Annotated in this window: 8 protein-coding genes; 3 read left to right on the top strand and 5 right to left on the bottom strand. The window is 73.9% G+C overall.

What is annotated here, in order from left to right:
• On the bottom strand, positions 1-460 hold a 460-nt coding region (locus AVW11_RS16390; RefSeq protein WP_143568855.1), incomplete at its 3' end, for an alpha/beta fold hydrolase.
• Positions 461-575: 115 nt separating this feature from the next.
• Here AVW11_RS16390 and paaK point away from each other — a divergent pair.
• Both paaK and AVW11_RS16380 read left to right on the top strand, forming a co-directional pair.
• Complete coding sequence (paaK, locus tag AVW11_RS16385) at positions 576-1,892, top strand: phenylacetate--CoA ligase PaaK (RefSeq protein ID WP_076044397.1); 1,317 nt, start codon at positions 576-578, stop codon at positions 1,890-1,892.
• Positions 1,893-2,155: 263 nt separating this feature from the next.
• Positions 2,156-2,698: a hypothetical protein gene (locus AVW11_RS16380; protein WP_143568854.1), complete on the top strand. Its 543-nt coding sequence runs from the start codon at positions 2,156-2,158 to the stop codon at positions 2,696-2,698.
• 439 nt (positions 2,699-3,137) lie between these two features.
• Here AVW11_RS16380 and AVW11_RS16370 read toward each other — a convergent pair whose 3' ends face one another.
• Both AVW11_RS16370 and AVW11_RS16365 read right to left on the bottom strand, forming a co-directional pair.
• On the bottom strand, positions 3,138-4,193 hold the full coding sequence (locus AVW11_RS16370) for a phosphotransferase (RefSeq protein WP_076044393.1): 1,056 nt from the start codon (positions 4,191-4,193) through the stop codon (positions 3,138-3,140).
• Positions 4,194-4,298: 105 nt separating this feature from the next.
• Positions 4,299-4,868 carry a flavoprotein gene (locus AVW11_RS16365; RefSeq protein ID WP_076044391.1) on the bottom strand — a complete coding sequence of 190 codons (570 nt, stop codon included), beginning with the start codon at positions 4,866-4,868 and terminating at the stop codon, positions 4,299-4,301.
• Between the two features lie 646 nt (positions 4,869-5,514).
• Between AVW11_RS16365 and AVW11_RS16360 the strand changes: the two genes are divergently transcribed.
• Positions 5,515-6,366, top strand: a complete 852-nt coding sequence (locus AVW11_RS16360; RefSeq protein ID WP_076044389.1) for a YhjD/YihY/BrkB family envelope integrity protein — start codon at positions 5,515-5,517, stop codon at positions 6,364-6,366.
• Positions 6,367-6,671: 305 nt separating this feature from the next.
• On the opposite strand, the gene AVW11_RS16350 is transcribed toward AVW11_RS16360, so the two are convergent.
• A complete protein-coding gene (locus AVW11_RS16350; protein ID WP_076044385.1) occupies positions 6,672-11,882 on the bottom strand; it encodes a tetratricopeptide repeat protein in 5,211 nt (1,736 codons plus the stop codon).
• Positions 11,879-12,400, bottom strand: coding sequence for a hypothetical protein (locus tag AVW11_RS16345; RefSeq protein ID WP_143568852.1), 522 nt, complete (start codon positions 12,398-12,400; stop codon positions 11,879-11,881). Before AVW11_RS16345 ends, AVW11_RS16350 begins: the two co-directional genes overlap by 4 nt.
• Positions 12,401-12,478 lie beyond the last annotated feature (78 nt).

Here is a 12,478-nt window from a genome sequence, read left to right as displayed (position 1 = left end):
CCTGAACGGCCGTGTCGTACGGCTCGGCCCCCTCCCTGAGGTGGGCCGCCGCCAGCCGGTCCCGGGCGGTGCTCCCCAGGCCGAGGGCCCACGCGTTGGGGGTGACCAGGACGGTCCGGCCCAGTCGCTGCGGATGCGCGGCCGCGTACAGCAGGGCGAGGCTGCCGGCGGCCGAGTGGGCCAGGAGGTCCATGCGTTCCAGGTCCAGGTGGACGCGGAGTGCCTCGACGTCGGCGACCTGGCGGTCGGCGCGGTACGTCGACTCGTCCTCCGGGACGGCGGAGTCGCCCGTTCCGCGCAGGTCGAGGAGGATCAGAGTGCGGTGGGCCGCCAGTCCGCCGAGGTCTCCCAGATAGCGGGAGGCGCGCATGGCGCCGCCCGGGAGGCACACCAGCGGCGGCCCTTCACCCAGGGTGCGGTAGGCCAGTTCGGTTCCGTCGTACGCGGTGAAGGTCGGCATGGAGGCCATCAGACCAGACGATCACTCGTTCGAGTAATTGATTGAACCGGCGAAGCCCTGGCAATCTACCGAATGATCGGTCGGCTCTTGGACCTTCTCACGATGAGGTGACGACATGGCGGTGCAGGCGGGATTCCACGACGACGGCGAGCGGCTGGGCCGCGACGAGCTGGCCGCCCTCCAGCTCACCCGGCTGCGGGCCACCCTGCACCGCGCGTACGAGCGGGTGCCCTTCTACCGGAAGGCCTTCGACAAGGCCGGCGTGCATCCCGACGACTGCCGCTCCCTCGCCGACCTCGCCCTGTTCCCCCTCACCACCAAGGCGGACCTGCGCGATCAGTACCCCTTCGGGATGTTCGCGGTCCCGCGTTCCGAGGTGCGCCGCATCCACGCCTCCAGCGGTACCACCGGGCGGCCGACCGTCGTGGGATACACCGACGGGGACCTCTCCACCTGGTCCGACGTCGTGGCCCGTTCGATACGCGCGGCAGGCGGCCGGCCCGGGCAGATCGTCCACGTCGCCTACGGCTACGGCCTGTTCACGGGCGGCCTGGGCGCGCACTACGGCGCCGAGCGCCTCGGCTGTACGGTCGTGCCCGCCTCTGGCGGGATGACGGACCGCCAGGTCCGGCTCATCGAGGACTTCCGGCCGGAGGTCATCATGGTGACCCCCTCGTACATGCTGACCCTGCTGGACGAGATGGAGCGCCAGGGCATCGACCCGCGCACCACCTCGCTGCGGACGGGGATCTTCGGTGCGGAGCCGTGGACCGAGGAGATGCGGCGGGAGATCGAGGAGCGCCTCGACATGGACGCGGTGGACATCTACGGCCTGTCGGAGGTCATCGGGCCCGGGGTGGCACAGGAGTGCGTGGAGACGAAAGACGGCCTGCACATCTGGGAGGACCACTTCTACCCCGAAGTGGTCGACCCCCTGACGGGTGCGGTGCTGCCGGAGGGCGAGCCCGGCGAGCTGGTCTTCACCTCCCTCACCAGGGAGGCCATGCCGGTCATCCGCTACCGGACCCGCGACCTGACGCGACTGCTCCCCGGCACGGCGCGGCCCTCCTTCCGCCGGATGGCGAAGATCACGGGCCGCAGCGACGACATGATCATCCTGCGTGGGGTGAACCTGTACCCGACCCAGATCGAGGAGATCCTGCTGCGGACGCCGGGACTGGCGCCCCACTTCCAGCTGCGGCTGGCCCGCGAGGGCCGTATGGACACCCTGACCGTCCGGGTGGAGGCCCGACGGGAGTCGGACACCGCCCTGCGAGAGGCCGCGGCGGCCGGCGTGGTCCAGGCGGTCAAGGCGGGGATCGGCGTCTCCGTCCGGGTCGAGGTGGTCGACCCGGAGACCCTGGAACGCTCGGTGGGCAAGATCAAAAGACTCGTGGACCTCCGCGCCCCCGGCCGTCCCCCGACCCCCTGACGTTGGCTTCCGTGGGGGGCCGGGACCGACCAGCACGGCGCCACGCGCACACACCACACCGCCGGCAATGCGGCGGTTGGCCGCCCTGCTCGTCCTCACCGGCTGCCCCGACCCCGATGCCGACCACGCGGACAGGCGCGGCGAGGACAGGACCGCTCCGCCGCCATGAAGGTCATCGCCGAGCCGTCCCCCTCACCGACCCGACCGGAGGGAGAGCCGACCCCGCGGAGGGGCGTTTCTCGGGGGAAGGTCATAATCCCGCCATGAACACGCTTGCCGTGCGGGCATTGTTGGCGGCCCTGCTGACGGGAACGGCCCTGAGCGGGTGCTCCCTCCTTCCCCCGTTCGAGACGTGCGGCGGGGAAACGGACGCTGCCGTGGCCGAGCTCGACCGGCTGCCCGCACTGGAGCTCCACCCGGAGGGGGCCGCGGCCGTCGACGGCCATCCATGGTCCGGGGCCCACTGCATCGACGACACCGCCGGCGCCTGGCTCACCGCGGAACGGTTCTACGCGTACGCCGGGACCAGGAAGGAAGTGCTGGACTACTACCGCCGGGAGGCGTCGGCGGCGGGATGGCGCCCGATCGACGACCTGGACAAGGGGTACGACGCCGGTTTCGCCGTCTTCTGCTTCGAGGCCGCCGACCGGCCGAGCATGACCCTCGACTTCGCCTCACCCGAGATGCTCCGCGAGCTTCACGGGACGCAGCCGCACCCCGCGGAGCTGCTCGGCGTGGACTCCCGGACCTGGTACACGTGGTCCGCCGAGGCGGAACCCGACGGTTCACGCATGGACTGCTTCTAGGCCGCGCATCGAAGAGTGGAGCTCGAGATGTGCATGATCACGGTTCAGGACTCAAAAGGGCTGCCCCGGAAGTACATACTCCGGTGTGCTCGGGGACGGTCACCGCGCCCGTGTGCGGCATCGGAACGGTCGGCCGGTGACATCCGTGCGGCCAGCGCCCGCAACCTCCCCAGACCCGCCAGCACCTCGGCTCGATTGTCCGACACCTTCATCCACCCCGGCAGCCGAGCGAACATCGACATCGTCGACTGCACGCCGCCACGCTCCCGCAGTCACGAGAGCACGGCCCCCGCACCGCGGACACACCACCAGCATCCGGCCCGCGAAACGAGCCAACCAGCCCCCGGAGTCATGGTGACGAGCGAGATCGGTGCGCGGTTCGGAATCCATGACGGACACTCTCGCAGGTCCGCGATACGGCTCCGATCGCCGCGCGCGGTCACCAGGGGCGGGCGTCGTGCGGGGGCAGCGGACGCAGGTCCGACCAGCGGCTGAGCAGCCGCCCGGCCATGGCGGAGCTGAGACGGCCGAGGGCGTGCAGGTGATCGTGGTCGCGGGTCATGTCGGCGACCACGCCCAGGCGGTGGACCAGCCGCTCACGGGCGGTTACGCGGCCCCACTCGAAGTCCTCGACGGGCACCCGCGCGAACTGGTCGGCCGTCCCGCGGTGGGCCCGTTCGACCAGCGCGTCGCCCTGGATCAGCCAGCCGGCGCACGCGTCGGCGAGGTCACCGGGCACGTCCTTCCCCGTGAGGCCCCGCCAGGTGCTCCGGTAGACGGCCTCGACCTCCGCGAGCGGCGCCGCGGTGACCGACATGGCACACCAGCAGGTGGGGAAGCCGATCCGGAAGTAGGCGAGTTCGTGCAGGCCGTTGCCGAGCGAGGCCCGCTCGAAGTCGACGAAGCGGACGCCGCCGACGGTGCGCAGGTCATTGCCGGGGCAGGGGTCGCCGTGGAGCAGCGCATGGTACGGCGAGGGGTCCAACCGCTCCAGGAGAGCGCCGAGTTCCTCGGGAACCGTGGACGGTACGGGCACGTCGAGCGCCCTGGCCAGGGCGAGGAAGGACTCCGCGTCGGCGGCCGTGGGCCCCGACCAGACCGGTAGCGCGCCCGCGTCGGCGGGTCCGGTCAGGGCGTGCAGCCGCGCGAGGGACTCGGCGTACCCCGGCATCCAGTCGTCCGTCCTGCCGAGGTCCTCCAGATACTCCAGGACCACCACCCGCGAGGGCAGGTCGGTGGCGAGCACCGCTGGGGCGACGGCGGGCCCGGTGGCCCGCCCCGCCAGGCGCAGCCCGGCGACCTCCCGCGCGAAGCGGGTGTGCGCGTCGGCGCGCGTGTCACCGGTGTCGGTGATCTGCTTGACGATCACGAGTCGACGGTCGGCAAGCCGCACCCGCCACACCTGTGACCGCGGACTGCTGTCGAGGACTTCGGCCTGCTCGGGGGTGCCCACTGCGGCATGCAGCGCGTCGTTGAACGGTACGGGGTTCGGCATGCCACGAGCGTAGCCCCGGCGTCGCACGAGCGAGTGTGGGCCTCCACCGCCGTGACCCGACAAGCGCCGCGTGCCGGGCGGGACTTCGACGATGTGGGACCGGATCTACGGTGCGCCCGGGGATTGCGTGCGGGGGTGCGTGCGGGCCAGATCGTCGACGGCATCCAGGGCGAGGGTCCACGGGTACGGTTCCGTGCCGCCCAGGCCGGGCGGGTGGGGGGTGAAGCCGCCTTCTCCGTACAGCACCCGGACCCCCGCGCCGCGCAGGACGGCGATGCTCTGCTCGAACTGCGGGTGCCGGGCGAACGCCGAGTTCACGCACGGCATGACGGCGAGCGGAGTGCCCTTGCCGATGGCCTCGGCGGCCACCCCGGCGACGAACCGGTCGGTGAGTCCGAGGGCCCAGGCGTTGACCGTGTTGAACGTGGCCGGGGCGACCAGGATCGCGTCCGCGACGGGCCAGACGTCCGGATCGGCTGGCTGCTTGTACCGGCTGCGGACCGGGTGTCCTGTGAGCGCGGCCAGGCCGTCGGTGCCCTCCGCGAGCCAGTGGGCCGCCGTGGGGGTCAGGCCGAGGCACACGTCCCAGCCGCGTGCCTGCGCGTCCTCGATCACGCGGGCGATGTCAAAGACCGGTGGGGCTGCGGAACAGAGGAGGTACAGGGTGCGCGTCATGCGCCCCAGTTGACCAGACGGTGCGGGCGGGGCGTCAGCGGGGGCCCGCAGGTACCGGGCCCGCCTCGCACGCGGCGATGGCCGCCTCCGCCCTGTTGCGCGCGCCCGGCTTCCGAGGACCGGGCTGGCGACTGCCCTCACCGTGCCCTCGACCGGATGGCCAGCCGCGCCAGCGGCCGCCCGGGACGGGCTGCCGCCCGCTGCGCGCGCAGGCCGGGGGCGCGGGCCTGCCTGCCAGCCGCGGGGACAGGCCGGCCCTCGCCCCCAGCCCGGCCCCCAGACCCCCGGGCCGGCAAACCGGCGGACCCCCGGGCCGGCGGACGCCGTGCGGCATCAGGGACGGGGACGAGCGCGGGAACGGGGATGGGGACGGGGAACCGCCCGGCGGCTCGCGATGTCCGCCGCGCCGCCGGCGGCACCCGCCCTCGCGACGCCGCCCGCCGCCCGCCGCCGGTCCGGGGGTGAGCTGCCGGGCCCCGTCGACCTCTTCGGGCTCTGCCTGGCCGGCGACGCGCCGCCGGCCGAGGGCAAGGTGTGCCGTCCGGGCCCGCCCACGAACCGGAGCAGCCGCTCGAAACCACCCCTTCGGTCCCATTTGTGCCCGGCTCCCGGGAGCCGACGGGCCCGTCCGGGTAGTGCATGAGGCGTGACCTCGACCCTCCGGCGGCTCCACGACCGGCTCCAGGGCTCCTACGCCGGGCTGGCCTGGAGCCGTGGCCGGGAGATGGAGCTGATGCACCGGGCCATGGGCTTCGCGGCCCTCGGCTTCCTCACCCTGGTCCCGCTGCTGGTGGTCGTGGCCGCCGCGGCACCCGGGAGCGGCTCGGGGTTCGGCCGCTGGCTCGGTCAGGCCCTCGGCGTGACGGCGTCCTCGCGGACCAGCATCGAGATGGTCTTCGGCGCGGCGGACACGGCGCTGGAGCGGACCACCGCCTTCGGTCTGGCCGCGCTCGCCGTGTTCGGCCTGACCTTCGGGGCGGCCGTGCAGACCGGCTACGAGAAGGTGTGGGACCTGCCGACCGCCCGGTGGCACACCATGTGGCGGCACGTGGTCTGGCTCGCCATGCTGGTCTGCTACCTCGCGCTGCTCGTGGTGATCCCCGCCCCGTCGGACGACGGCCTCGGCACGGTCCTCGGCACGCTCGGCGACCTCCTCGGCACCTGCCTGTTCTTCGTCGCCTCGCAGCGTCTGCTGCTCGGCGGCCGGGTCCGCTGGCGGGCCCTGGTACCGGGAGCGGTGACGACCAGCCTCGGGCTGCTGGGGCTGCGGATCTTCTCGCAACTGGTGTTCTCCCCGCTCATCGCGTCCAACGCCGTGACCTACGGCCCGTTCGGGACGCTGCTGGTGGTCCAGTCCTGGCTCGTCGGCGTCGGCTTCGTGGTCTACGGCGGCGCGCTCGTCGGCCGCCTCGTGCACGAGCACCTCACACTGCGACGCCTGCGGCACAGCGGCCTCCTCCCCCGGGACGACGCCCGGCACCACCGGGAACCGGACTGACCGCACGCGCCCCGAAGCGGTCCCGCAGCTCCCGCTTGGGGGCCGTGACGTGGGCGAGCTTGTCCCGGGCGTAGGCCAGCAGCTCAGCCTCCGTCACCTGACCGCGCGGCACCACCACGCCGGCGGCCGAGGTCAGCTGGCCTGACCGTGATCGCCAGGAGGGCAACACCAGCACACACCGCACACCGCCCTCCGGGAGATCCACCACGGCCACGGCCACGTCAACAGACTCGCGACCGAACAGCGCCACCGCGCCCACCGCATCCGCGCCTGACCCGCAGCCCCCGCGCGGTCGCGACCCCCGGTCAGGCGTCGCGGCGGCCCAGTGCGTGGAGGGCCTTGGAGCGGTGCCTCAGGGCCAGGTCCATCGCCCGGGTCCTGCCCTCGGCGCGGAAGTGACTGGCCGCCTGGTCGTTGACGGTCACGGCTTCCTCATACCGTCCCACGTCCACGAGGAGGCCGCCGAGGATGAGCAGGGCGGTACCCTCGCCCTGCCCGTCGGCGGTGTCCCGGCAGAGCGCCAGGTACCGCTCGAGGGCGGGGATGGCGTCCCCGTACTGCCGGAGTTCCACGGCCAGGACGCCGTAGCGGTACAGGGTCTGGCTTTCGTTGGTGCGGTCCTGCGCGGCGTGGAACAGCTCCGCGGCACGTCCGTACGAGAGGAGGGCGTCGGCGCGCCGGCCCAGCTTTTCCAGCGTCATGCCGAGGTGGAGGTGGAGCTGGTTCTCCCGCGCCCGGTCCTCCGTCCGGGGGTAGACGACCACGGCCCGCCGGTAGACGGCGACGGCCTCCTCGTCTCGGCCCGACACCCGCAGGTCGCGGGCCAGGTTGAGGAGTGCGGACCCTTCGAGGTCCGGGCGGTCCAGTTCACGGAACACGGTGGCGACGCGCCGATGGGCTACGACGGCCTCTTCGAGCCGGCCGGCGTTGGTCAGTTTCTCACCCAGGTGGTAAAGGGCCATGGCCTCGCCCTCCTGGTCGCCGGCGCCCCGGGAGACGGTCGCGGCCTGTTGCAGGACGGCCACGGCCTGCGTGTCCCGGCCCGCCGCTTCGAGGGCGCCGCCGAGCCGGCGCAGAGCCGTGGCCTCGGCGGGGGCGTCGCCGATCTCGCGGGACAGCTCCGCCGCCCGGGTGTAGGCAGGGATGGCCTTCTTCGGTTTCCCCTGATGCTCCAGGCCATGGCCGACGACGATGAGGGCATGGGCCTCGCGGGCGCGGTCACCGGCCCGCCGGTGCAGCTCGGCGGCGTGCCGGCCCGCGTCGGCGGCCTGCTCGTAGCGTCCCAATCGGTTGAGCGCGACGCCGAGTTCGGCCGAGGCCGCGGCCTCGCCCGCCCGGTCGCCGGCGGCCCGGTGCACGGCGACGGCACCTTCCCGGGCGGCGGCCGACTCCTCCACGCGGCCCAGTGCTCCCAGAGCTTCGCCGAGCCGGTCCAGGAGTTCCCCCTCGTGCTCGCGGTCGCCGGCCGCGCGGCAGTAGACGAGTCCCTGCTGACAGGCGGGCACGGCCTCCTCGTACCGTCCCTCGTAAACCAGGACGAGGGAGAGGCTGCGCAGGGCGGTCAGCTCGCCCCGGCGGTCGCCGGTCTCCCGGTGGACCGCGAGCTCCTGCCGGTAGGCGGCGACGGCTTCGTCGGAGCGATGGGCCTGGGCGAGGCGGATGGCGAGGTTGCGCAGCATCACGGCCTCCCGCGCCCGATTGCCGGACCGGCGGTACGCGGCCACGGCCTCTTCGCAGGCGGCGACAGCCTCGTCGTGGCGCTCCGCCCGGGCGAGTGCCTCGCTGCGGTTGGACAGCGCATTGCCCTCGCGCTCGTGGTCGCCGGTCTCCCGCAGCAGGGCGGCCGCCTTCCCGCAGGCGGTGGCCGCCTCAGCGTAACGGCCTCCCTGCCCGGCGGCGTTGCCGAGGTTGATGAGCGCGGACGCCTCACCCGTACGGTCGCCCAGGTCACGGCAGAGGGTGGCGGACCGCTGCGCGGCGTCGACGGCCGCTTCGTAGCGTTCCGCTTCGATCAGGGCCGGGATGAGACCGTCGAGCACCCAGCGCTCCTTGCCGCGTTCGCCGGTTTCTCCGAAGAGCCCGGCCGAGCGCTGGTAGGTGGTGATCGCCTCGTCGAGTCGACCCGTACGGTGCAGGGCGACGGCGAGGTTGGCGAGGGAATCGGCTTCACGGCCTCGATCGCCGGCCTCACGGTAGAGGGCGGCGGCCTGCCGGACGGGCGAGATGGCTTCCTCGAACCGGCCCTCGTTGATCAGGGCGTTGCCCAGGTTGTGGAGCGGCGCGCTGCCGAAGCGGTCATGGCCGCCGCCGGCGCTCAGGGCTGCGGCCCGCCGGCTGACTTCGGCTGCTTCGGCGTACCGCTTGGCGGCTGTGAGGGCATTGCTCAGGTTGGTGAGCGCGGCGATCTCAAAAGGGCTCGGGTCACCGGCCGCGTCAGCTCCGGCGCTACCGCCGCCCGGACCGCCGCTCCGGAAGATGGCCGCGGCCCGTTCGCAGGCGGTGACGGCTTCGTCGGTGCGGCCGTCGGCTGCCAGGGAGGTGCCGAGGTTGGTGAGCGTGGCTCCCAGCAGAGCCCGTTCGCCCAGCCGGTCGAAGTGCTGAACGGCCTGTTCGAACAGGCCGATCGCCTCCTTCTGCCGCCGTATGCCTGCCAGGGCGCTGCCCGACTGGAGGAGCAGCTCGGCCGCGCGGCGCCGGTCGCCGATGTCGAGGTGGACGGCCGCGGCCCGCTCCACGGCCGTGAGGGCCTCCTCGAAACGCCCGAGCCCGATCAGCGTCTCACCGACCCTGCCCAGCGCGCCCGCCCGCGTGCTGAGGTCGGTGAGGTCGGCGCCGGTCGGCGGGTCGGCCAGCAGCCGGTACAACTCGGTCGCCTCGCGCGTGGCCGCCAGCGCCTCCTCCCGGACCCGGTCCGGCTCCCGGGCCAACCGGTTCTGTACGGCGACGTGTTCGGGAAGGTCGACGGTGGGGTGCGCGCGAGCCAGCCGCCGGTACAGGTCGTCGGCCTCCCTCGTCACCGCCAGGGCCCGCTCCTCGTGGCCCAGGGCGAGCAGCCGGCTCCCGAGGTCGTTCAACACCCGGGCCAGGTCGAGGCTGTGGGCGGCCGGGTCGGACTCCGCGAGCCGGCGCTGGATCGCCACGGCCTCCTCGACCGGGGCCAGGGCCTCCTCGCCCCGGCCCATCTCCGCGAGGAACCCCCCGAGGCTGACCAGCGCGGCCGTCAGATCGGGCTGGTGGGCGGCGGGGTTGGCCGCCGCGAGCCGACGGTACAGGTCGCCGGCCACCTCCGTGACCTCCAGGCCCTCCTCCAGCCTGCCGACGGCGCGCAGCGCGGCCCCCAGGTTGATGAGGGAGCGCGCGAAGTGGTGCCGCTCGCCGCCGGGGTCGGCGGCGGACAGCCGCCGGTACAGTCCGGCAGCCTCCTCACTGGCGGCCAGGCCCTCCTCGGTGCGGCCGGCGTCGAGGAGCCGCAGGCCCAGGTGGGTGAGGAGCGCGGCCCGGTCGGGACCGTACACGGGGTCCGTTTCGGACAGACGCCGATACAGCTCGGCGGCCTCCTCGGTGACGGCCAGGGCCTCCGCCCGCCTGCCGTGCCGCGACAGACTGCTGCCGAGGCCGGTCAGCGCGCCCGCCAGGCGGTCCTGGTGGGCGGCGGGGTCAACGGCGGTCAGGCGCCGGCCGATCGCGACGGACTCCTCGGCGGTGAACAGCGCCTCCTCCCAGCGGCCGGCGGCGGAGAGCCGCTCGCCGAGCACACCGAGGGAGTTCGCGAGCAAGGGGAGGTGCGCGGGGTCCTCGGAGGCGAGCCCCCGGTGCAGCCGTACGGCCTCCTCCGCGGGGAGGACGGCCTGCTCGCGGCGGCCCGCGTTGGCCCGGCGCCACGCCAGCGTCCCGTACAGCACGGCCCGCCGGGCGGGGTCCTCGGTGGTGGCCAGCCGGTGCGCGGTCAGCACCTCGGCGACGGCGAGGATTCCGTTGTCCAGGTCCACGTGGCGGCCCGAGGGCAGCACGGCTTCCACGGCCTCCAGTACCGCCACCAGATCGGCGTCCAGTGGCGGCGCGGCTTCGCTGCCGGTGCCCGCGTCGTCCGCGTCGCCCTCGCCGCCGGCGTCGCCCGGCGCGGCGAGGGCGGCGAGCGTGGTCAGGGCGGGACTGCCCGCGGTGATCGCGAGGTGCGGCGAGGACCGCAGCAGCGGGTACAGCACCCGACGGCCGACGTGCGTCCAGCGGGCGGCCGCGGACGCCAGGAACGTCACGGCCCGCGGGGCCACCGCCGGCCCCAGGTCCCCGCCCATCAGGGCCGCCGGGACATCGCCCGCCCAGGGGTCCGGGTCGTACGCGGTGATGTCGTGTCCCGGGGTGAACAGCCCGAGGAAGTCCTCGGTGAGCCGGTCGGGGTACAGGGGCTCCAGGAACAGGTCGCGGTCGACGGGCGGATAGCAGAACCGGTGGTCGAGGAGGAGGTCCTGCGGATGGCCCGGCAGGTCGAGGGCGCGCAGCGCCCGGGCGCCGGTGCCGTGGCTGACCGCCCCGGTCAAGGCGGCGGTGAACACCGTCCTGGCCATGACGGCGGGCCGGGTCTTGTAGTCCAGTCCGGACCCGCCGGCCTCGAACAGCCGCTGCCACGCCCGGTATTCACGGTCCAGAAGGTACGCCGACAGCTCGTGCGGTTCGGTCAGGGACGGCCGGCGCCCGCGCGCGTGGGCATCGACGGCGACCAGCGCCGCCATCTGCAGGGTCAGCGTCAGTCCGAAGTCGGGCCGGTCCAGAAGGGCGGGCGGTGCGACCGCGGAGGTGTCCGGCAGGTCGTAGAGGTCGCTCGCACCGTAGCGGTCGCGGGCGGCGGTGAACATCCGCAGCCGGTCCGCGTCCAAGGACGGCAGCAGCATGTCGGCGATCTCGGCGCGCCGGTCGTGGAGTTCACCGCGCAGGGCCGCGAACCAGCGGACCGTACGGCCGATCAGGAGGACCCGGGTGGGCCGCTGCCGGTGCAGGACAGGCTCGGACAGCAGCCGCTCCAGCTGGCTGTACGCCCAGCGGTCCGCGTAGTCCACGACGAGCAGGACGCCGGCGCCGTCCTCGGCCGGTTGGGTACCGGGGTCCTGGGCGGGGCCGCCGTCGCGGACCACGGCGTGCAGCACCTGCCAGCGTTCCGCGGCCGGTCGGCCGGGGTCTCGGGACCGCTCGGCGAACTCCATGGCGAGGCGGGTCTTGCCCTCCCCGCCGGGAGCGTGGAGCAGCAGCACCGACAGGCGGGCATTGCGGGTGTCACGCCAGCGCCGCAGCCGCTCCAGTTCGGCTTCCCGGCCGATGAAGGGCACCACACGGCTGCGCGCGTCGAGAAGCCGGCTGGGTTGCGCCATCAGCCAGTCGGTGGCCGGGGCCGGCGGCGCCGGCAGCGCCTCGATGCCGGGCCCGGGAGACCCGTGGTAGTGGTTGACGGTGGCCCTTGCGCCCGGGCCCTGCGCGGCGGCCGAACCGGGGGTGAGGTACTGCTCGTAGCGTGGCTCGGTCAAGACTCTCCGCGGGGAATCCCGGCCTGGGCCGCGCCGGGCCCGTGGTGGTGGTTGGTTACGGTCACGCTGGCCCCCGGGCCCTGAGCGCCCGCGCCGCCGCTCTGGATCACCTGGCTGTAGACCCCGTGGGTCTGCGACCCGCGCAGGGCCGCCCCGAGGGCGCGGATCTCGCCGTCGGCGCCGGGCTGCCCGGCGATCAGTTCGCGCAGCAGCCGCTCGCACTCGGCCGAGCGGTGGGCATTCGCCTCCAGCGCCGCCCCGAGCCGCGCCGCCCAGTTCTCGTGGGCCTCGCCCAGGGCCGCCGCGTCGCCCCGCTCGTACGCGGTGAGCACGGTCTCGCGCGCGTGCTCCAGCTCCGCCTCGGCCTCCACCTCGACGCCGCCGCTCTCCCCGGCCCGCCCGCCGAGCCCGAGCAGTCGGCCGAAGCCGCGCCGGGTGTGGTCCCACGCGTCTGTCGTCATCGCGGTGACGAGCGTGGTCGCGGCGGTGGCCGCGACAGCTGCGACAGCAGGGTCCACGACGCTGTCCCCCTCCAAAGGCCGTCGAAACACTTCTCCATCCTCAGTGGCAAGTCTGCACCGCGGCCGCCCGGTTGA

The organism is Streptomyces amritsarensis (genome assembly GCF_001953875.1).
GTDB classification, from domain to species: domain Bacteria; phylum Actinomycetota; class Actinomycetes; order Streptomycetales; family Streptomycetaceae; genus Streptomyces; species Streptomyces amritsarensis.
This window is presented reverse-complemented; position numbering and strand designations above follow the sequence as displayed.

Bases quoted from the DNA above. Each gene is read 5' to 3' on its own strand.
- AVW11_RS16370 (WP_076044393.1), bottom strand. From the start codon at position 4,193: ATGCCGAACCCCGTACCGTTCAACGACGCGCTGCATGCCGCAGTGGGC.
- AVW11_RS16365 (WP_076044391.1), bottom strand. From the start codon at position 4,868: ATGACGCGCACCCTGTACCTCCTCTGTTCCGCAGCCCCACCGGTCTTT.
- AVW11_RS16380 (WP_143568854.1), top strand. From the start codon at position 2,156: ATGAACACGCTTGCCGTGCGGGCATTGTTGGCGGCCCTGCTGACGGGA.
- paaK (WP_076044397.1), top strand. From the start codon at position 576: ATGGCGGTGCAGGCGGGATTCCACGACGACGGCGAGCGGCTGGGCCGC.